Raw genomic sequence first — 21,542 nt, 5'->3', positions numbered from 1 at the left:
CAACAGTTTATAGACAGCCTCGAGATGGGCTTTATGAAAATAGCGGAAGCCATACTTCACTATTTGAAAGCCAGCAACGTCGAATACGCGTTCGGAATTCCGGCCGGCATCGTCGGTCCGCTCTACGATTCCTTGATTGACGTCGACATAAAGCCCATCATCACCAAGAACGAAGCCGGAGCGGCGTATATGGCCGCCCGTTACGCCAGCACCTCCGGGAAGCTGGCCGTCTGCGTCGGGGCGGGAGCCGTCGGCGTCAGCAACATGATGAACGGAATCGCGGACGCGAGCCGGGCCAAGGCGCCGATGCTTATCCTCGCCGGGTATATCAACCGCTGGCAGATGGGCAAAGGGGCCATTCAGGAGCTGGACGGCGAGCAGATGGTGAAGGGCGTCACCAAATACGCCGCGACGGTTCTCGACGAGAAGGACGTTCTGGCCGAGCTCGACCGCGCGGTGCGCATCGCGCTGACGCCTCCGTGCGGACCGGTCTACCTCTCCATCCCGATCGACGTGCAGCGCGAGGAGGCAACGCTGCCGCTGCCCGCGCCCGCGTCGCTGGCCGAGCTTCAAGCGGTCAGGCCGGAGCCGGCCGCGCTGGCGCAAGCGGCGGAGCTGATCGACCGCTCCTCCCGGGGGCTCATCATGGTCGGCCGGGGCGGCCGGGGCTTGACCGAAGAGATCAAGCGGCTGAGCGAGCATCTGAAGTGGCCGATTATAACGACGCCCGCGGGCAAAGGCGTCGTTCCGACCGATTTTCCCCTGAATCTGGGCAACTACGGCTTCTCCAGCACGAACGCGGCGAGCGACTACGTCCACTCGGACGAACCGGCCTGCGTGCTCATTCTCGGCACGAGCCTGGGCGAAGCCTCTACCTGCAACTTCAACGACGTGCTCGTCGCGGGAAGGAAGGTCATTCACGTCGACCGCGACCCGAGCGTGCTGGGCAGGGTGTTCAAGCCCGACGTCGCGATTCATGGGGACTTGCGCGAAGTGCTGCCGTATCTTGCCGCCCATACGCGCAAATCCGCCGCCTCGTTCCGCAAGCCGGAGCCCGTCAACGATCCTTACGAGCGCAACCACACCGGCCTGTCGCTGCGGCTGTTCCTCGAAGGCCTCCGTTCGGCCCTGCCGGCGAATACCCGGTACGTCTGCGATATCGGGGAGTTTACGAACTTCGTCCTGAAGTATCTGGACATCCCCGAAGGCGGAGACTTCGAGATCAACCTCGATTACGGCGCCATGGGCTCGGCCATCGCCGGAGGAGCGGGCTTGTACGCCGCCGATCCGACCCGCCCGGTCGCCGTCATCGCCGGGGACGGCTGCTTCTTCATGAACGGCATGGATATTCTGACGGCCAAGGAATACAAGATGCCGGTCATCTACATCATCGTCAACAACGCCATGCTGTCGTACGTCGAGAGAGGCCAGAAGTTCCTCTACAAGCGGACCATTCCCGACTACAAGCAGGAGCGCATCTCGATCGCCGACATGATGGCCGTCGCCGGCATCCGCACGATGACGGTCGAACGTCTGGAGGACCTCGCGGACATTCCGGCGTTCACGCGGGAATTGGACGGTCCCGTCCTGATCGAGGTCGTGACCGACGGCAGCGAGCCCGCTCCGATTCTGGACCGGCTGAAGGCGCTTGTCAAATAAGAAGCAACAATTACTTTTTCATATATCGGAGGACGATTGTCATGGGAAGCTTCAACATCGAACTGGATCACGCGAACAAAATTCTTAAGGCCAAGGTGGAAGGAACCTTCTCCACCGAAGACGGAATGAAGTCGGTCGAAGCTTACCAGAAGAGCATCGCGGGCCTGAACGTGCCGGACTACGAGATCGACATCGACTGCACGCAGCTGAACGTCTCCGCGCCGGAGACGCTTCCGATTCTGGAGGCCTGCTTCAACATGTACAAGAACGACGGCTTCAAGAAGGTGACGCTGCGTCTGGTCAAGAACCCGATTCTGAAGATGCAGCTGGCCCGCGTGGCGCGGACCGTTCAACTCAGCAGCTACGAGATCGTCGAAGTATAATCGAGAATCGATAAGGGAGTGGAGAGCATGGGTGCCGTTCGAATTCGCGAGCTTCAAATCTATCATCCGTCCAACGAAGTCGACAATGACTACTACATCGAGCGGTACAAAGCCAGAGGCGTCGAAGTGACCGGTCTGCTGAAGGCCTTGGGCCGGGACAAGCGCTTCATCGTCGCCGATCCCGCCGAGAATACGCTGACGATGGCCGTCGAAGCTTCGAAGAAGGCTCTGCAGAAGGCCGGCCTGACGGCAAGCGACGTGGACCTGATCATCTTCACCTCGCAGACGCCCGAGTACCTGCTCCCGAGCAACGCCTTGAAGCTTCACAGCGCGCTGGGCGGCGATCTGAACACGATGTGCTACGACATCAACGCCAACTGCGCCGGCATGCTGGTCGCCGTGGAGCAGGCGAGCCGCTACATGATGGGCAACCCCCGCATCGAACGGGCGCTCGTCGTCGGAGCCGACTACCTGTCCGTGCACAGCCCGGACGAGCCGGTCTACCACTCCAACTTCGCGGATTCGGCCGCGGCGGTTATTCTGGAGAGCGGCGCGGAAGGCCGCGGGTTCATCGACTCGGTGTACCAGACCGACACGGCGGTCATCGACAACTCGCTCTTCCCCGCGCACGGGCTCTCCAACCTGTACCGCGAAGAGTATACGGCGAAGGACGCGCAGGTGAAGTTCACGCCGTTCGACGATTCCGTCTGCGTCGATTCCGCGGTCGATTCGCTGATGATTCTGATGGAACGCAACGGGATCGACAAAGACGACGTCGGCGGCTTCCTGTTCTCGCAGTTCTCGGTCGGCAACGTGAAGCTCGTGTCCGAGCGCCTCGGGCTCGACATGGACAAGGTATTCTACGTCGGCGACAAGTACGGCTATACGGCGACCAACAGCCCGTTCCTCGCGCTGCATGACGCGCTGCGGGACGGCAAGATCCAACGGGGAGACTACCTGGTCTTCTGGACGGTCGGCGCCGGCTGGCAGAACGTATCTCTGTTGATCCAATATTGATGCGAAGGGATCGTTCCCTAAGTCCGCATTGGCGGCTTGGGGACGATCCCTTCTTATTGGACTCCTTAGGCGATTCGGCACCGAGTCCGAAGCCAAGACTTTAACGACTCTAACGGATCCAGGAGTCGCTATTTTGCCTCAAAAGCTTTTTTGGTGAGAGCTAACGAATCCTTACGATCTTATTTGGAGCTTTCTAGGGCTCATCGTCGCTCTTCGCCGCCTGCCAATAGGAGCGTTCTATCTAGGCTCCATCGTCTATTGCATGTTCAGCCGGCGCGTTATTCGGCTTCGATCGCGATCTCGCCGGCGGCAAGCCCCTCGGCTTCGGCCTTCACGACGATCCGTCCCGCTTCCCTCGTCGACCGGACGTAGGCGAGCAGCTTGCCGTGCCGGGCTCTGCGGGTTCGCGAGCTGTACGGCTCCAGATCCTTCACGTCCCCGTTCTCCAGAGCCAGAATCTCGCCCGGCCCTTCGACCGATACCCGAATCGCGTGGTCCGCCGGATAGACGCTTCTTCCTTCCGCGTCCGCGATCTCGATCGCGACGTGCGCCATCGACTCGCCGTTCGCGGCCAGCTTCGCGCGGTCGGCTCGAAGCTTGAGGCTCGCCGGAGCCGACGTCGTCCGAAGCTCGGCCGTACGTACGATGCCTTGCGCGGTCCTGGCTTCGACGCGGACGACTCCTTCTTCGAAGAAGACCGTCTCCCACGACAGGTACCCCCTCTCGTCGTCCGCCAGCCGCTTGACGCCTAGCGACAGCCCGTTCAGGAACAGCTCCGCCTCCTCGCAGTTCGTATAGCAGAGAACCGAGAGCGGCTCGCCCTCCTTCCAATTCCAGTGTGGGTCGCCGCCCTCCCATCTGGAGTGGCCCGCGTAAGCCGGATCGCCCTGCCGCGCGACCGCCAGGAACGCCATCGGCTCCGGGTTCCACAGGCTGCGGCGGAAGTGATAGCTTGCCTTCTCGAAGCCGGCCAAGTCCAGGAACCCGGACTGGGACGCCCGGATCGGCCAGCCGTGCGCCTCGCCCAGATAGTCGATCCCCGTCCAGATGAACTGGGCGCAGATCGCGTCGTTGTCCCGGACGGCCAACCAGGCCGCGTAATCCGCGCCGTTCTCGCTGCCGTAGGTGACTCGGTCGGGATATTGAAGGCGCGCTTCCTCGTACAGATGCTCCTTGTAGTTGTACCCGACCACGTCCAGCGCGTCGGCGTAGCCGATCAGGTTCGCCAGCTCCGGGAACGCGAGCGCCGCGGTGACCGGCCGGGTCGCGTCGCATTCCTTGACGACCTGAACCAGCCTCCTCGCGATGGTCGCGAGCCGCTCGGCTTGCGGCTTGTTCGGATCGTATTCGCGCTCGGCCGCGGGCTTGTTGGCGTCGTTATTGCCGGTCATCGTCTTGAAGTACGGATGGCAGTACGGGTCGTTCGGGTAATCGACTTCGTTGCCGATGCTCCACAGAATGATCGACGGATGATTGCGGTCCCGGAGCACCATCTCCCTGAGATCCGTCTCGCCCCATTGGGGGAAGTCCTCATAGTACCCGTAATGCTTCGGCGGATACACGTTATGCCCGGCCCACCACTTGTTCTTGACTCCCTCCCATTCGTCGAACGCTTCGTCCATGACGAGGAAGCCCATTCGGTCGCACAGATCGAGCAGCTGCGGCGCGTGCGGGTTGTGGCTCATGCGGATGGCGTTGCAGCCCATCGCCTTAAGAGCTTCCAGCCGCCGGGCCCACGCTTCGACCGGAACCGCCGCGCCGAGGCCGCCCGCATCGTGGTGCACGCAGACGCCTTTTATCTTCAGGCTCTCCCCGTTCAGGAAGAAGCCCTTCGCGGCGTCGAACTCGAACCGACGGATCCCGATCGGGGTAGCGACTTGATCGATCGATTCGCCGTCCTTGACGATCTCCGTCAAGAGAGTGTACAGGGTCGGCGTCGCCGGGGACCACAGACCGGGATTCGCCACCGTAATCTCTTGATCCGCCTCTCCCTTGCCGCCCTGCGGGATTGCCGCGCGGCATTCGGCCGAACCGACGACCCGTCCGCCGGCGTCCGTCAGCGTCTGGCGGATCGTAATCTCGGCGTCGGCCGGACTCTCGTTGGCGAACCGGACGTTCACGGACACGGTCGCCCGGTCGCGGGACGCTTCGGGCGTCGTCGCGAACACGCCGTACTGTTCGATATGGATCGGATCCTTGACGGTCAGGATCACGTTCCGGTAGATGCCCGAGCCCGTGAACCAGCGGGAATCCGCGATATCCTTGTGATCGACCTTCACGGCGAACACGTTGTCCTTCTCCCCGAAGCCGACGAAGTCCGTCACGTCGTAAGTGAACGTGCTGTAGCCGTAAGGGCGCTTGCCCAGGTAATAGCTGTTGCACCACACCTGCGAGTTGTTGTAGACGCCTTCGAAAGTCACGTACACGCGTTTGCCGGCCAACTTCTCGGGCAACGACAGCCGCTTGCGGTACCAGCCCGTTCCGCCGGGCAGGTAGCCGGTGCCGCTCGAGTGCTCCTGCGAGAACGGCTCCTCGACGGACCAATCGTGAGGCAGCGTTACCTTTCTCCATTCGGCGTCGTCGAAGCCTTTATACCACGCGCAGGGGTGGTCTCCTCTGGCGAATCTCCAGTCCAAATTGATCGTATGCACGATTCTATCGCTTCCCATGTCGAGTCCGCTCCTTTAGCCTGTTCAATCCATCGGCGAATGGCGCCAAATTCGCTTTCATTATAAGATTGATAGAGGGACGATAGAATGAATGATTTTGCTTGCGGCATGTACGTAATTGCTATAGATGGAGCGTGAGACTATGATCAGCCTATCGGGGAACGCGTACGAAGAATGGATCGAGGAAGGCGTCGAGCGCGCCGATCTCCCCCTCTTCGTGAACGGCTGCGGCTATCAGAAGCTGCTGAAGCGGGATTTGACCCGGAGGAGAGAGCGGGGACGGCTGGATTTCCAACTGATCTGCTTCGTGGGCGGCAAAGGGGCTTTTCGCTTCAAGGACGGGGACGTCGAAGCGCATGCCGGACAGATCGTCGTCTACCGGCCCGGCGAGCCCCAGTATTACGACTATTGCGCCCGGGACGGCGCCGAAGCCTACTGGATCCACTTCACCGGCTATGCCGCCCGCGATTATCTCGAACGGTTCGGACTGCTCGGGTCGCGCGTCTACACGGTCGGAGCGGTCGACGAGCTGGCCGGGCTGTTCAAGGCGATCATTCGGGAGCTGAACCTCGCGCAGCCTCTGAACGGCGACATGGCCGCGGCCCATCTGCTGACGCTGCTCGCGCTGGCGGGCCGAAGGCTGCGGAACGCGAACGCGCTTCGCGACTCCGATCCGCATGCCGAGATCACGAAGATTCTCGAATACATGCACGAGGCATACAACCGGAAGCTCGTCGTCGCGGACCTGGCCAAGCGGTGCAACCTTAGCCTGTTCCGGTTCATCCACAAGTTCAAAGCGGTGACGGGGGCCGCTCCGCTGCAATACCTGACCGGCATCCGGATCAACGAAGCGAAGAGGATGCTGGCGGAGACGCCGCTTCACGTGAAGGAGATCGCCTCCATCGTCGGGTACGACAACCCGCTCTACTTCAGCCGGGTGTTCCAGCGGGCGGTCGGGGTCCCGCCGAGCCGGTACAAGCAGGTGCTGCAAGAGGAGCCGCGCCCGCTCCGGACGCCCTAAGGCTTGACCTTAACGCGACGTCAATGTTTATAGTGGGGGAGGGATCGACGGCGGTCTCTTTGGGGAAATACGATTCTTGCCCTCAGATAGGAAGGTGGTTGTTATGCCGGATACCTGCGCTTTATGCGGCGCCGTGCTCCCCGAGGGGAAAACGTGCGAGGACATTTTCGGCGAATGTCTGGCGCTCGAATTCACCGATCCGGGCTACGGACGGGTTCACTTTCTCACGGTTGCCTGCTATATGATTCAACACGAGGGATACAGCGACGAGTTGTATGTCTGGGCGCAATCCGCGCTGCGGAACTACCTGGAAGAAGGCTACGCGACGGAGCGGATTCGCCGGGATGCGGCCCAAGGACCGGGAAGAACGAAGGGGATTCGAAGGCCGGCCGACGCGCCTCCTCTCCCCAAGGTCGCCTGGTCCCTGACGATCGCCGACGCGGCCGCGGGGATGCATGACGCGGACAGCTATTGCAGGCTCATTGAGCAATGGGGACGCGCCACGCTGAAGGAGATGGGACCGCTTGTACGCTAACGGACGCCACGGCCGCTAATTTAGCGTTCGCTGTGTCCGTTACGGTGCCGGTTACGGTTTCTCTCCCCCGCCTCTCCTGCTCCCGTTAATGCCTTTTCCGCTCCCCGCCCAATGCCTAATGTAAAAAAGCCCGCGGACGCCGTCCCTCTCGGGAAGGACCGTCCGCGGACCTTGCGCTCAAGCCGCAACGACTAACCGATCAAGGCTCCGTGCCCCATTGAAGAGCGCCCGCGACGTAGCCGGTCGCCTTGTTCCAATCGGCGTAAGTCGTGCCGGTCGGATTGAAGGAGTAATCCCCCGTCTGCGTGTAGTTCGTCCAGTCGGTCTTGGCGATGCGCACTTGCACCTCGATGGAAGCTCCGGCCGCCAGGCTGCCGGCTCCGCTCGCGAAGCCGATCTCCAGATACGTATCGGCGCCGGTCTTCGGAGCCGCCATCTTGACGAAGGAGCCCGTCACGTTGCCGCTGCCGACATTCGACCAGTCGCAGAAGAAGTTCTGGGCCTTCTCCCCGTCGATCGTGTAATAGTAACGAAGCTTCACGTTGGTCAACGGGATGGCGGCTGTGCCGGTGTTCGTCAGCTTAAACCGCGGGTACAGCGTGTTGGACGAAGCCGTGAGCGTGGAATTGTACATCTGCACCTTGATCGCCCCGCCTCCGCTGGAGGTCGTATCCGCGACGGCAATCGCCAGCGTCGCGCTCGATCCCGCGCTGAAAGTGAACGTCAGCGTCGTCGTCCCCACCGGCTGCGCGGCCAAGTACGCCTTCTTGATCGTCACCGTCGTGCCCGAGACGGCATAGTCCGTTCCGGCGACCAGCGAAGCCGCGCCGTTCTTGATGCCCGCGAGCGTGTTGCCGTTCAGCGTCAGGGTCACCGGAATGTCCGCCTGGTTGGCGGTCTTCTTGTCGAAGGAGGCGGTCGTCGGGCTGATCGTCGAGTTGGTCCCGCCGCCGCTGCCAGTGCCGGTCGCGAACGCGGCCACGAATACCAAGCCCGAATTCCAATAGATCGTATGCTCGTTCGTCGTCCATTCCTGGAAGTTATCCGTGTAGTTCTTGGCCGCGAAGCGGGAGATCTGGTTGCCGACCGTCACGTCGTTGGAGTATTTGTTGGGTCCTCCGACCAGATAGCCCTTCGGCACCCCCGGCAAGTTGTCCGTCCGGTAGATGGTGCTGAACGGGTACTTGACGCTTCTCTCGCCATACCCCGACACGAAGGAGGTCCCTACCGGATTCCGACCCAGAATCCAGTCCAGTTGGCTGTAGACCATCTCCCGAAGGACGGGAAGATGGCTCTCGAACGTTCCGAGCAGCTTGGTGCCGATGATCATCTCCATCGGCGTATCGGCGATCTGCATCGTAATTCCCCAATAGTAGTTGCCGTCCTTCACGACGCTTCTCCAAGGGCTCTCGTCGATTCGGGCCGCTTTGTCGTCGAACCATTGCTGGAATTTGGCGGCGTACCAGCTCACGACTTGGGGATTCGGATTCGCGGCCTTCAGATAGCTGAAGAAGCCCGTATTCCAGGTGTTCTCCCAACCGCTGGCGAAGTCGAGCGGATCCTCGAAGAATTTCCCCATTTTCGTATAGTTCGCCTCAAAATAAGTGTTGTACTTGGCCTCGCCCGTCGTCCGATACAGGGAGCCTGCCGCCCAAATGCGGTTGGCCGTGTCGTCCGTGACGTCGTATGGCCACCGGCCCGTGTTGGGCGTCTTGATCAGCTCCGGATGCGCCTCCAGATAGCCCCATGCCGATTCGGCGGCATCCAGACAGCTCTGGGCGAAGACCGGATCGATATTCTGATAGATCAAGTAGGCATGCGCCAGGATGGCGGCCGCGGTCGCCGTATCGGCGGTCGTCTTGATGTCGGTCCTCGGGCTTACCGTATCGGCATCGATCACCTCTCTGTCCGTCAAGGCGTCGTCGTCCTGGAAGGTTACGCGCGCATAGAATCCGCCGCTCGCGGCATCCTGCATTTTCAGCATCCATTCCAATTCCCACCGGGCTTCGTCCAGAAGATCGGGAATGCCGTTGCCGCTCTCGGGAATGTTGAACTGATGGTCCGCGAACTTCTCCGGCATCAGCTCGTAGGCCCAGAACAGATCCGACAGCGCTTTGGCTCCGGCGTTGACGTACTTGCCCTTATCTCCCGCATCGTACCAGCCCTTGGATACGTCCTTGATGACGGAGGGATTGGACATCAAGGGAACCGCCGTATCGGGAGTCATATCCGTTCTCTGATAGTTCTGGGTATAGGGACTGGCGATGTCGATTCCCGTCCTCTGGTAGTAATAATAGCGGGACACGTCGACCAGGAACGGCCCGTAGATCTCGCTTGCGCTCCCGATCGAGAATTGGGGCGAATTCGGAAGACCCTGCACCGCGATATAGTATCGTCCGGGAACGTTCAGATCGGTGAAGTCGGCGGTGAACACCCGCTCCCCGCTGTCGACGGCGTCGTAATTTTTCCTAAGGGCAAGGGTTCCGGAGAAAACCGTAGAGTTATCCGTCGCGTTCTTCACGCTGAACGAAGTTCCCTCGTCGACCGTCAGAACGTCCTCGAAGCCGGTTACGAGCGCCTGCTTGTCGGCATCGACGGGATAGCCGACCTGATTGACCTTGATGGGCGGGAACTCTCTCTCCTTATCGGGGGACGTAACCCGGATGTCGTTCAGCCAGACCGTTAAAGGCTGCATGCCGTCGTTCTTGATGGATAACGCGTCGATGGAAGAAGGATCGATTCCTTGGGAGACTTGCATGACGTCTTTTAACGGGATCTTCACATGGGTCCAGTTCGTCGTCACGTTGATATAGCTCTTGATATTGACCGTGGTCGTAATCTCGTTGCCTGCGGCCCTCTCGAACACTCTGTCTTTGAAGCCGATGAGGAAGGATTCTCCGCCCGTCTTCCCTTTGATATTGAACTCCAGATAACCGTTCGGATAGTAGGGGGTAAAGTCGTACGCTTTCCAGCCGGCTACCGTGACCAAGGCGAGGTACCAGGACGGATTGTTCACGGCCTGCGTGTTCAGCTTCAGCGAAGGCAAGCCGTTTAACGTCACGGTCTGATCGACCGGCAGCTTGCCGTTCTCCGTCTCCAAGCCGAACCCGCCGTCTCCCGCCCAACCGTCCGACGTCGTGCTGAAGATCCGGTAATCCAGCAGGTTCCTCCATCCGGCGGGCGCTTCGAGAGTCGCGGCGCTCGAGCTCGGCGGAATCGAGAATAAGGCGGTAACGAACATGGCGAGCGCAAGGATGATACTCCATCTTCTCTTCATCATCGTTCACTCCTTTATTGGGGATCCGTGCCATGATCCTGCAAGCCTCTTCCGCATATGCGGCATTCCGACCGTTCCTTCCTATCACCTCCCTTCATTTGCCGGGAACCTAATCGCTTTTTCGAGGCGTTCTTTCAGCGAAAGTTAAGCATTTCGGAAGAAGTCGGCGCGCCGGCCCGTAAGAACTGTCCTGTATACTTGCCCTTGACCTTGCCCTTGCCCCTGTTCCCATTGTCCAGCGATTCGAATGGAGGTTTATCCCCTTGAACGACAACGCCGCGCCTCCGCGCCGAGAGACTATCGCTTCGCTTCAGATCGTCAGGGCGCTGTGCATGATTGCCATCCTGTGCGTCCATACCACCGCGAACGCGACGGTGCTGATGAAGCAATCGGAGTATTACGCCGTCTACAACTTTCTGAACGTCTTCATGCGGTTCGGAACGCCGACCTTTATTTTTCTGAGCAGCTTCGTCCTGTTCTACAACTATTACGAGCTTCCGTTTAATGCCGGCCGGATCGGCCGCTTCTACGTCAGGAGGATGAAGTTCATCCTCCTCCCTTACTTCCTGGCTTCGATCTTCTACTATCTCGTGGCCTACTATTTGAACCATCGCGATCTGACGTTGACGGAAGCGCTCCGCCAATTCGGCAGCCAGCTGCTGGTCGGCAAGACATTCTTCCATCTTTATTTCGTGTTCATTAACGTGCAGTTCTATCTCTTTTTCCCGCTGGCGCTCTGGTGCCTGAAGAAGGCGCCGGGCTTGCTGAAGGGGTGCGTCCCGCTCGGACTGGCGCTTCAATACGGGTTCGTTATTCTCAACGAATATGAATGGCACGTCCCCAATTCAGGCAGCTGGATGTTCTCTTATCTCTCCTATTATTTGCTGGGGGCGTTCTTGGGCAGTTATTATCCGAAAATCAAAGGATGGATCGTCGCCGGCCGCGAAAACGCGACGAAGGCGAGGGTTGCGTTCTGGGTACTGCTGTGGAGCGCCTGGCTGGCTGCAGCTCTGAGCAACGTCGCGATCTATTATCAGCAGCGGATGTTCGGAACCCGTTACCCTGTGCTCTTGTACGATTTCTTATGGAACGCTCACACATATCTCGGCGCGGCGGTTCTTCTCCAGGCCGCATTCTTCATCCATCGCCGCTTCCCGCAAGGAGTCGTAAGGACGTTGAGCCTGCTCGGGTCGCTCTCCTTCGGCATCTATTTGGCCCACCCGTTCTTCCTGGTCCTGTACGAGCACCGTCCGCCGTCGACCGGCAACTCCGTTCTCGTTCACGCGTGGTACGCGGGAAAATTCCTGTTCGTGCTCGGCTGCTCCTGGCTGACGGTCGGATTCATCGCGAGATACGTCCCCTTCTCCTGGATCATTCTCGGCCATTCGCCGCCGGCCGGGACAAGGACTGAAGCATCGGAAAGGTGAAGCTTGGCCCGTTTTCCCAGACCCATTTTCCCATCTAACGAACCCGCCCTGTCGTCTACTCCTTGACGGAGCCGAGCACGATGCCCTTGTCGAAGTACTTCTGAAGGAACGGATAGACGAGCAGAATCGGCAGCGAGCCGATGAACAGCTGGGCCGCCTTCACGGTCCGGTTCGAGATGTTGGCGACGTCCTGGGCCGTGACGCCGATCTGCGTCAGATTCTCCGAGACGACCATGGCGTGCAGGAACGAAGCCAGCGGATACCGATCCATCGTGCTCATGTAAATGACGCCGTCGAACCACGAATTCCAGTGACCGACCATGGAGAACAGCGACAGCGTGGCCACGGCGGGCATCGAGATCGGCAGGTAGATTCTCGCCAGCACGCCGAAGTGTCCCGCTCCGTCGATGAGCGCCGCATCCTCCAGCTCCTTCGGGAGAGTGCGGAAGAAGTTCAGCATGAGGATCAAATTCCAGACGCTGACCGCCCCCGGCAGGATCAGCGCCCACAGCGTGTCCATCATGCCGAGCTTGTTGACCAGGAAGTACGTCGGAATGAGCCCGCCGCTGAACAGCATCGTGAAGACGAAGAACCAGGTATACGCCGTCCGGCCGGGGAACCGGTCCGAGGTCCGCGACAGGCTGTAGGCGGCCATGATGATGACCGCCATGGACAGCGCGGTTCCGCCCGCGGTCCGCTCCGCCGCGATCAGCAGCGAGCGCAGGAACGCCTTGTTGCCGAGCGTCGCCGTATACGCCTCCGACGTCCAGCCGACGGGCCAGAAGTTGACGATATTGGCGGTCGCGGCAGCCCGGGAGCTGAAGGACAGCGCGAACATATGCACGATGGGCAGGAAGCACAGCGCCGCGAGCAGGCACAGCAGGATAATATTGAAGAAGCTGAATATACGATAGCCGTTCGTCGTATGTGCCATCGGTCTCCCCCTAGAAGATGCGGTAATTCGCGATGCGGTATGCGAGCCGGTAGCTCAGCACGATCAGGAACAGTCCCACCGTCGATTTGAACAGGCCGACGGCGGTGCCGAAGCTGAACTCGCCCTTGGTGAGGCCGACCCGGTACACGAAGGTGTCGATGATGTCGCCCTTCGAATAGACGAGCGGATTGTACAGGTTCAGAATCTGGTCGAAGCCGGCGTCGAGAATGCGGCCGAGCGAGAGAGTTCCGACGACGACGATGATGGGCAGGATCGACGGCAGCGTGACGTACAGCATCTGCTTCCATTTGGTAGCGCCGTCGATCTCCGCCGCCTCGTACAGCGCCGGGTTGATGTTGGAGAGCGCCGCCAGGAAGATAATCGCCGAGAAGCCGAATTCCTTCCAGACGTCGCTCGCCACCAGCGTCACCCGGAACCAATCCCCGTGGCCGAGGAAGAAGATCGGCTCGATGCCCCACAGCCCCAGGAACCGGTTCACGATGCCTCCCGTTCCCAGAATGTCGATCAGAATGCCGCCCAGCACGACCCAGGAGATGAAGTGCGGCAAATAGACGAGCGTCTGAATGACGCGTTTGAGAGCCATTTTGCGAAGCTCGTTCAGCATGAGCGCGAATACGATCGGGACCACCAGCTGCAGGATCAGCTTGGATACGGCGATCACGAGCGTATTGACGATCACCTGCCTGCTGTCGGGGTAGGAGAACAGATAGCGGAAGTGTTCAAGGCCGACCCATTCGGAGCCGCCGATCCCCATCCACGGTTCGTAGCGTTGAAAAGCAATGACCAACCCCGCCATCGGAACGTACGAGAATACGAGACAGAGAAGCACGGCGGGCAGCAGCAGCGCATGATAGGGCCATGTCCGGATCCAGTAGTTGCGCATCGCGTTCATCTTCCTTTCATGAAGAGAAGGGGGGCTGCATCCGATAAGCGCCGAATGCGACCTCCCCTTCCACTCCGTCCTCTTGACGCCTTTATTTTTTGTTGGCCTTGTACCATTCGTTGACTTCCTTCGTGATCACGTCGCCGCCGTTCTTGTAGAATTGGGCGACGAATTCGTCGAAGGAGGAGAGCGGCTTCTCGCCGTAGATGATGTGCAGGTAGCTCTCCGTCGCGAGCTTCTGCAGGAACTCCCCGTGCTTCGCCATCCCGTCCGTCAACGGCCCGGTGTACCGGTTCGGAATCTCGAGCCCCTGCTCGGACACCGCGACGCTGGCCGCCGCCAGCTGGGCCGCATTCAGCCCTTTGACGCTCTGTTCGATAGGCGACGTCGCTTCGGCGTTCGGATCGGCCGTGAACTTCTTGATCGCTTCCGCGTTCATGTACGGCAGCAGCGGGTTGCCGGTACCGGTCAGCGGATACACCATCCAGCGCATATCGATCGAGGCTCCGTCCGGAAGCGGCCATTGCTCCTTCGGAACGCCCGCGGCTTCGTAGTTGCCGGTGATGACCTTGCCGTCCTTGATCACGTAATCGTAGCCCTCGTGGAAGCCCTTCTCGAAGCGGGGATCGAAGTACGGGTCCTCCGGGCCGAGGTTCTTGGCGAGCAGCTTGTTGTAATACGCGAACCAGGCTTCGATATTTTTGAAGTCCTTGCTGAACACCGAGAAGCTGCCGTAGATCGGCTTCTGCGCCTTGCCCTTCAGCCCGTCCGGGCCGGCGGGCAGCGGGTACGCCTGCCACTGCGCGTTCGGATCGACCTTCGCGGTGTCGCCGAGCGGCCAGGAGCCCATCCAGTAGGGGCCGAACATGACGCCGGCCATTCCCGAGACCGCCAGCTCGGACGCCTTGCTCGGGTCCTTGATGCCGGCTTCCTTGTCCATATAGCCCTTGGCCATCCAGGAGGTCATCGTCTCCAGGTACTTCTTGGCGTCCGGATGAACGGCGCCGTACACCAGGTTGCCGTTCTCGTCCTCGTTCCAGAACAGCTTGATGTCGTACGTGTTGAGCAGCTGCTTGGAGAAGGCGCCGGCGATCGCGTCGGTCTGCCCCATCCACGTCCACGGGCCTTCCTTCAGCGGAACCGCCAGGCCGACTTCGTCGTCCTTGTCGTTGCCGTTCGGGTCCCGCTCGGAGAACGCCTTCAGCACGTTCTCCAGCTCGGCGATCGTCGTCGGCGGCTGAAGCGACAGCTTCTCGAGCCAGTCCTTGCGGATCCACATGACCGTTCCTTCGTCGCCCATGCCGAAGCGGGGAATCCCGTAGATCTTGCCGTCCTTGGTCGCCTCCGGCATCGTATACGAGTACTTCTCGATCGCTTCCTTAAGCTTCGGATGCGCGTACTTCTCGATGGCGTCGTTCAGCGGGAGCAGCCGGTCGGCCTTGAGCAGGTCCTTCAGAATGTCTCCTTGCGCGGTGAAGGTGTCCGGCAGCTTGCCGTTCGTGGACAGCGCCAGCCGGATCTTCGTATCCGCGTCCTCGAACTTGCCGACGATCCAGTCGAACTTCGTAATAATGCCCAGATTCTCTTCCATCCAGCGGGAATGCGAGTTGTTCGTCAAGGTCTCTCCCGGCTTGAACGCGTTCGGCCGATTCTCGTCCACGACCGCCGTCGTGATCGTAATCGGAGGATCGTATTTGAAGTCCCACTTCGGCTTCCCTTCGCCGTTGGCGGCCGGACTCTGGCTGGCCGTCTCCCCGTTCGTCGCGGCCGGCGCAGAGGCATCGGCGCCTTCCGGATCGCCGTCTCCGCCGCCGTTCGTACACGCCGTCAGCAGCAGGCTCCCTGTCAGAACCGCCGATGGCAGGATGGTCCATCTTCTTCGCCTCATCACTGGCGCAGCTCTCCCCTTTGGTTAGAATGGCCGACTTCCGATGCGCGAGCCGCCGGTTCGGCGGTTCCTCATCTGTTTTTATCATAACGACGCAGGGAGTTAGGCGATATAGAAGGTTTTTAGGATAATAGAACAAAATCACTCGATTCCCAAACGGGATTTGTCCCTGTACTCCTGCGGGGTCATCTGGTAATAGTCGCGGAACTTGCGGATGAACCAGTTCGTATTGGGGTAGCCGACGCTTTCGCCGATCCGGTAGATCTTGTGATCCGTCTGCTTCAGCAGCTCGCATGCCTTAAGCATGCGCTGTTCGTAAATATAGTGCGAGACCGTGGCGTCGGTATATTGCTTGAAGAGCTTGGACAGATGGCTCGGATGCACGTAGACGCGCCGGGCCAGCAGGGTCAGCGACAAGTCCTTGTCCAGCTCCTTCCGGATGAAGTCCTGCGTCTTGCGGACGATCGCCCGGTTGTGGTCCTCGGGCTCCTCGCCCAGCTTCTCGCGAAGCGTGCGCAGCGCGTCCAGCGCCCAGGCCTCCAGCTGCGACGCGTGCAGAATCGCCTTCCCCTTCATGAAGGCGGTCTGCCGCGGATCGAGCATCCGCGCCAGCGTTCGGCCGCCGCGGTTCGCGATATATTGGAATGCGTTCGACAGGAAGAAGAAGACGTCGCGCATCAGGTCCGGCGAGCCCGTGTGCAGCAGCGGCGACACGAACGCGCGGATCTTCGCTTCCGCTTCCTCCCACCTCTCCGTCTCCAGCAGTTGCGTCAGAAGAGGCGCTTCGTAGAGCTTGCGCATGAGCCGCGCCTCCTCTTCGTTCCGCTCCGGAGCCTGCTCGGACGAGCCTCCGTCGCGGTCCAGCCGCGTCTTGGCCGCCATGTAGCCGGCCTGCAGCTCCTCCGGGAAGAGACAGCGGTCGGCTTCGCCGACGGAGATCTCGCCTTTGAGCAGGTTCCGTACTTCCCGTCGCAGCCGGTCGGTTCGCTCCCGCAGCCATTCCGGGTCCGGCGGCGCGCCCGACAGGTCGTACACCAGCACCAGCAGGTTGCCTTCCTCGTCCGCGGCCGGCCAGCAGTCGTACCGCTCCATCAGCAGCTCTTCCAGCATATTCGTGACCGCGAACCGAATCAGCGACTGCGAATAGAGATCCTGTTCGTCGAAGGGGGGCCCCAGCCGGATGAGACATAGCGAGACAGGGCCCGGGATCGGCAGCGGAAGGTCGAACAGCTTCAGCTTCTCCGCCAGCGCCTCGCCGCGCAGCGCGCCGCCGAGCGCCTTGAGCAGCAAGCCCGCCTTCAGCTCCGCGCTGTTGTCGCGGTAGATGCGGAAGCCCATCTCGACGGCCCGCTCCCGCTCGAGCTGCTTCACGATCCGGCCCATCGTCTCCAGCAGCTGCTCGTCCTTGGCCGGCTTCATCAGATAATCGAGCGCCTGAAGCTCGATCGCCTTGCGGGCATATTCGAAATCCGCATAGCCCGTGAGCAGCAGGCACTTCAATTCGGGCTTGCGCCGTCTGGCCTCCTCGATCAGCTCCAGGCCGTTCATACGCGGCATCCGGATGTCCGTCATCAGGATGTCGACCGGCGACGCTTCCATCAACGCCAGCGCCTCGCTTGCGCTGTAAGCCTTCAACACCCGGCTAATGCCGAGCTTCGCCCAAGGGATCGTATCCGCCAGGCTGTCCGCATAGTGCTTCTCGTCGTCGACCACGAGCAGGCTGTTCATTCCGATTCCTCCCTTATCGTTGCCGTCTCCAATCCCCAGATCAGCTTCACGCTTAGACCGCCGAGCCTGGACGGGCTGACGGCGATTCTCGCGTCCGCGCCGAAGTGGCCTTGCAGCCGCTGGTTCACGTTCCACAGGCCGCACCCGGCATATTCGCCGGCCGGAACGCGAAGCTCCGCGAGCAGCCGGTCGATCTCCTCCGCCTTCAGCCCTTTGCCGTTATCGTCCACTTCCACGCGCACCCGCCCCTCCCTGACGCAGACCCGTATCTCCACCCGGCCGGGGTAATCGACGTTCTCGAGTCCGTGCACGAGCGCATTCTCCACGAGCGGCTGGATCAGCAGCCGGGGAACGCGCAGGTCCGCCAGCTCTTCCGGCAGCTCGATGCCGTAGGTCAAGGAGTCGCTGCGAAGCCGGAGAATCTCCAGATGAAGGCGCACGAACGCCAGCTCTTCGCCCAGGCTGACGCCCTGGTTGTCCATTCGCGTCGTATACCGGTAATAGTCGGCCAGGTGATGCGCCATGTCGATGACGGCCCGATTCTGTCCCATCTTCGTCATATTGATAATGAAGCCGAGGCAGTTGTATAGAAAATGAGGATGGATCTGCGCCTGCAGCTGCTTCAGAGTGGCGTCGCGCGCATGGATGCGCGATTGCAGGACGTTCTCGATCAGGTCTTGGATCTGCGCCGACATCTCGTTGAAGTTCTGCATCAGGAACGCGAATTCGTTGTTCGCCTTCTTCGGCAGACGGTAGGCGTAATCGCCCCGCTTGATCCTCTGCACCCCGCGCACCAAGTGGAAGATCGGCCTCTGTACGTTCCAGTACAGAGCGGATGCGGCGGCGATGCCCGTCATAAGCAGAATGACCGACGCCGCGCCGAACAGCACCCGCTGCTGCTTGATCGGTCCGACGATCTGGTCGAGCGGGACGGCGTCGACGAGATGCCAGTCCAGCAGGTTGGAGTAATAATAGGTGATCAGATAAGGCTTGTCCTCGAGGGAACGGATCAAGTACCCCGACGTTCGGCTCCGGACCCGGTCCCCCAGCTCCGCGACGACCTCGTCCGTCGCCGGCCCGTCCGCGGACCGGCTGGCGATGACGGCGTGCCCCGCCTTGTAGAAGAACGGGTTGCCGGAGTGGCCGGACTTGTAGGCGTCGAGCAGGTTCTCGAAGCTCCACTTGTACAGGTTGATGCGGACGGCGACATCCTGATCGCCCGGGCGAGCCGATTGGTCGCCCGCCGTGACGTAGGTTCGGGTAAAGCCGGACCCCATTCCGAGATTCTCGCTGTAGCTCCACCCGAGGGAGAATCGGCTCACGAATTCTTCGCGGTCGTATTCATAGGAGGGAGAGGATGAGATGCCTTCGCCGCGCTGCGGGAAATAGACGGTCACATCGTTGCGCCAGTTGCCCGATACGCTGGCCAGCGACAGCTTCTCCTGGATGAGCAGCCGGGTCTTCATCATTGTATAGTCGCTCAGGCTGAGGTTGTACAGATACTCGAGCACGTTCGTGTCGACGAGCATGGGGGCGGAGACGAGCTCGAACTTCTCGATGCTGGCGTCCAGTTGCGCCATGAACAGCTCCATCCGGTTCAGGTTCGACTTGATAAGCTCCTCCTGGATGACTCCGATGCTCTTGTGGTTCGAATAATAGTACAGAGCCATGACCGGCGTCAGCAGAGCCAGCAGCAGAAGAAGCATTTTCTGAAAAATATTGAGTTGGATTCGCATGCTAAAATCATCCTTGTTCTGGAAGTGGCGCCGCATCGCTATTTTATAGGATTCGGTAACCGCTTACAATGAGAGGGAAGTTCGAATCCTGCCGCCGGGGCATAAAAAAAACCGCCGCAACGAGGGGCTCGTCGCGACGGGATCAACGGCCGTCGTTTAGCGTATCGGTTTTTCCCACGAACCTCGGACCTCGTGCCCGTCTCTTTCGCAGCCGCTTCAAGATCGAGAATCTCCTGCGCTGTCAGACGGATCTCGGAGGCTTTTATCGCATCCTCGACATGGGCCGTTTTCGTTACGCCGATAATGGGGACGGTTCCTTTGGCTATGGACCAAGCTATGGCCACTTGCGCAGCGGACGCATCGTACTTGCTGCCGACGTCTCTCATGAACCGGATGAAGCCTTCCAGCTCGGTGAGCACATCCGCATTAAAGGCCCGACCTCTTCGAGTACCGCTTGGAAGAGGATGCTGCGGGCTGTATTTGTCGGTTAAATAACGGCGAGATATGCAGGTCGTCGGCTTCGGCAATCTTGTTCAGTTCATCTATGGACCAAGTGTCCATGTCCATGAATGGCATCCTCCTTTTAGCAAGCGCGTGACAAGCTCGGACATCCTATTCCAGTAGCTCCAAACGAAATGGACATTGATTGTTTAATCAACTCATGTCTATAATTCTAAGCGGATACCACATGCTTGCAATAATCAATCCTTCTAGATGTGTGGATTACTCAACACATCCTAAATAATTGCCGATTATCAACGGAGGAGACGGTAAAATGACTAAAGTGGACAGAAGGGTGCTCAAATCCCGGGAAGCGATCAAGACCGCCGTTCTTGAACTGATGGCCGAAAAAAACTTCGATGACATTACCATCCGGGATATATCCGACAGGGCGAATGTGAATCGAGGTACGATTTATCTCCACTACATGGACAAATACGACTTGCTTGATAAGCTTATCGAAGAACACATCAGCAATCTCCGCGATCTTTGCCATTCCGCATCCGACATGACGTTTCAGGAAGGGAACTATGTCTGGTTCGAATACTTCGCGGACAATCATCTGTTCTTTTCAACCATGCTGAACACGAAAAGCGCGGCTTATTTCCGCAGTCGATTCCTTGATTTAGTCGTCCAGGAGTATAAGGTTGAAGTGGATATAACCGAAGGAAAAAATCAGGGCTTGAGCGAGGAGGTTTTGCTTCAATTTTTTGGGGCGGCGGTCGTGGGGACCGTGGAATGGTGGTTCAGGAACGGAATGCCGATAGCGCCCCGAGTCATTGCGGAACAGACGGGAATATTGTTAGACCGGAATTTCTGATCGCTCGGCGATTAAAGCCCTTCTGAAGGGATTCCGGATTATGCATCCAGGTTTAAAAGAAAATTGCGCGTGACTAGATAAGCGTCTCTCCATCCCATCTTCGCATAGAAGCGAAGCCCGTCGAGCCCTTTGAAATAATAGGCGCCCTTCAGCCGCTCCTTGAAATTCGGAAACGGCACGCCGGATTTCGCTTGCAGGTCTCGATACGCCTGAATGACGCCGTTAGACGGCATATGCCGATCGAGGATCGCAAGGTCCACAAGGGAATCGCCGTATAGGCAATTCCCGTCAATGATGCCGGTAATCCGCGTGCCGTCCGATAAAATATTCCACTGGTGAAAATCTCCGTGGATAAAGCCTCTGTGCGGTTCGTTATAGAGCACGTAAGCCATCAAACGGCCATAGATCTCTTCGATAACGTCTCTCTCCAAGCAAGACGTGCGATAGAGGTCGTGCCAGTTCTCCCAGAACGTCCCCCTCTGATCCTCCGCGTAGCAGGCGACGACGAAGTCCTTCCAGGAAGCGTAAGCTCCGTTGCCATCGGGCCCGATCCACCCGTACCCGTTCGTCGTCCCGACGTCCACGGCAGCCAGACGGGTCAAGATGCCGATAAGCTCCGGCAGTTGACGCGCCTGCTCCTCTGCCGTGCAATCGGCCAGATTGCGTCCGTCCATCCTCTCCATGACGATGTAGGCCAATCGACCGGTCTCCCCTAACGCCGTACATTTCGGAAAAGGAAGGCCTTGGCCCGTCAGCAGGTCCGAGACATAGCCTTCCGTCTTAAACGCGCCTTCCAAATCGCTGAACTTCACGACATAACCTTTGCCCCCGTGGACGAAGGAGAACACGCTGCTCAAGTTGCCGCCGGCCAAAGGCGTAATCTCGGCCGCGCCGGGTCCAAAATGATTCCGCAGCACTTGCTCGATTTCGCCCGCGGCCAAGCTCGGTTTTCCATAGGCGGTCATCGCTTTGCCCTCCTGGGTGTGCCTTCGTTTATTAGCCCAATCAAATCTTAACATGATAAACCAAGAAATGCCTCAGCT

The 21,542-nt window shown here is 59.7% G+C and carries 16 protein-coding genes; 7 read left to right on the top strand and 9 right to left on the bottom strand.

Going from position 1 to position 21,542, the window contains the following annotated elements; translation table 11 throughout:
• The 3 genes from H7B90_RS07310 to H7B90_RS07300 form a co-directional block, all read left to right on the top strand.
• Positions 1-1,659: thiamine pyrophosphate-binding protein (locus tag H7B90_RS07310; RefSeq protein WP_260410833.1), on the top strand; the 1,659-nt coding region annotated here is incomplete at its 5' end.
• 41 nt (positions 1,660-1,700) lie between these two features.
• On the top strand, positions 1,701-2,042 hold the full coding sequence (locus H7B90_RS07305; RefSeq protein ID WP_185135199.1) for a hypothetical protein: 342 nt from the start codon (positions 1,701-1,703) through the stop codon (positions 2,040-2,042).
• Between the two features lie 27 nt (positions 2,043-2,069).
• Positions 2,070-3,059, top strand: coding sequence for a ketoacyl-ACP synthase III (locus tag H7B90_RS07300; RefSeq protein ID WP_185135198.1), 990 nt, complete (start codon positions 2,070-2,072; stop codon positions 3,057-3,059).
• A 278-nt stretch (positions 3,060-3,337) separates the two neighbouring features.
• Here H7B90_RS07300 and H7B90_RS07295 read toward each other — a convergent pair whose 3' ends face one another.
• Positions 3,338-5,728, bottom strand: a complete 2,391-nt coding sequence (locus tag H7B90_RS07295) for a glycoside hydrolase family 2 TIM barrel-domain containing protein (protein WP_185135197.1) — start codon at positions 5,726-5,728, stop codon at positions 3,338-3,340.
• Positions 5,729-5,870: 142 nt separating this feature from the next.
• Here H7B90_RS07295 and H7B90_RS07290 point away from each other — a divergent pair, with 142 nt between their 5' ends.
• Both H7B90_RS07290 and H7B90_RS07285 read left to right on the top strand, forming a co-directional pair.
• A complete protein-coding gene (locus tag H7B90_RS07290; RefSeq protein WP_185135196.1) occupies positions 5,871-6,749 on the top strand; it encodes an AraC family transcriptional regulator in 879 nt (292 codons plus the stop codon).
• Between the two features lie 103 nt (positions 6,750-6,852).
• Positions 6,853-7,284, top strand: coding sequence for a DUF5946 family protein (locus H7B90_RS07285; RefSeq protein WP_185135195.1), 432 nt, complete (start codon positions 6,853-6,855; stop codon positions 7,282-7,284).
• Positions 7,285-7,483: 199 nt separating this feature from the next.
• Here H7B90_RS07285 and H7B90_RS07280 read toward each other — a convergent pair whose 3' ends face one another.
• Entirely contained in the window at positions 7,484-10,561 is a 3,078-nt protein-coding gene (locus tag H7B90_RS07280; RefSeq protein WP_185135194.1) for a glycoside hydrolase family 9 protein, read from the bottom strand.
• Positions 10,562-10,824: 263 nt separating this feature from the next.
• Here H7B90_RS07280 and H7B90_RS07275 point away from each other — a divergent pair, with 263 nt between their 5' ends.
• Entirely contained in the window at positions 10,825-11,988 is a 1,164-nt protein-coding gene (locus tag H7B90_RS07275) for an acyltransferase (protein ID WP_185135193.1), read from the top strand.
• Positions 11,989-12,043: 55 nt separating this feature from the next.
• On the opposite strand, the gene H7B90_RS07270 is transcribed toward H7B90_RS07275, so the two are convergent.
• The 6 genes from H7B90_RS07270 to H7B90_RS33675 all read right to left on the bottom strand — a co-directional run bounded on the left by H7B90_RS07270 (position 12,044) and on the right by H7B90_RS33675 (position 19,564).
• A complete protein-coding gene (locus H7B90_RS07270; protein ID WP_185135192.1) occupies positions 12,044-12,922 on the bottom strand; it encodes a carbohydrate ABC transporter permease in 879 nt (292 codons plus the stop codon).
• 10 nt (positions 12,923-12,932) lie between these two features.
• The gene (locus H7B90_RS07265) at positions 12,933-13,826 is read right to left on the bottom strand and encodes an ABC transporter permease (RefSeq protein ID WP_185135191.1); all 894 of its coding nucleotides are present in this window, start codon (positions 13,824-13,826) and stop codon (positions 12,933-12,935) included.
• Positions 13,827-13,917: 91 nt separating this feature from the next.
• Complete coding sequence (locus tag H7B90_RS07260) at positions 13,918-15,714, bottom strand: type 2 periplasmic-binding domain-containing protein (RefSeq protein ID WP_185135190.1); 1,797 nt, start codon at positions 15,712-15,714, stop codon at positions 13,918-13,920.
• 141 nt (positions 15,715-15,855) lie between these two features.
• Complete coding sequence (locus H7B90_RS07255; protein ID WP_185135189.1) at positions 15,856-17,442, bottom strand: response regulator; 1,587 nt, start codon at positions 17,440-17,442, stop codon at positions 15,856-15,858.
• A complete protein-coding gene (locus tag H7B90_RS07250) occupies positions 17,439-19,178 on the bottom strand; it encodes a sensor histidine kinase (RefSeq protein WP_185135188.1) in 1,740 nt (579 codons plus the stop codon). Before H7B90_RS07250 ends, H7B90_RS07255 begins: the two co-directional genes overlap by 4 nt.
• 38 nt (positions 19,179-19,216) lie before the next feature.
• Positions 19,217-19,564: an aldo/keto reductase gene (locus H7B90_RS33675; RefSeq protein ID WP_373315993.1), complete on the bottom strand. Its 348-nt coding sequence runs from the start codon at positions 19,562-19,564 to the stop codon at positions 19,217-19,219.
• Positions 19,565-19,953: 389 nt separating this feature from the next.
• On the opposite strand from H7B90_RS33675, the gene H7B90_RS07240 reads away from it, so the two are divergent.
• The gene (locus H7B90_RS07240; RefSeq protein WP_185135186.1) at positions 19,954-20,499 is read left to right on the top strand and encodes a TetR/AcrR family transcriptional regulator; all 546 of its coding nucleotides are present in this window, start codon (positions 19,954-19,956) and stop codon (positions 20,497-20,499) included.
• Positions 20,500-20,537: 38 nt separating this feature from the next.
• Here the strand turns inward: H7B90_RS07240 and H7B90_RS07235 are convergent, their stop codons facing one another.
• Positions 20,538-21,464, bottom strand: coding sequence for an aminoglycoside phosphotransferase family protein (locus tag H7B90_RS07235; RefSeq protein WP_185135185.1), 927 nt, complete (start codon positions 21,462-21,464; stop codon positions 20,538-20,540).
• Between the last annotated feature and the right edge of the window lie 78 nt (positions 21,465-21,542).

The organism is Cohnella xylanilytica (assembly GCF_014212175.1).
Lineage (GTDB): Bacteria > Bacillota > Bacilli > Paenibacillales > Paenibacillaceae > Cohnella > Cohnella xylanilytica.
Note: the sequence above shows the minus strand (reverse complement) of the source record. Positions and strands in the feature narration are given on the sequence as shown.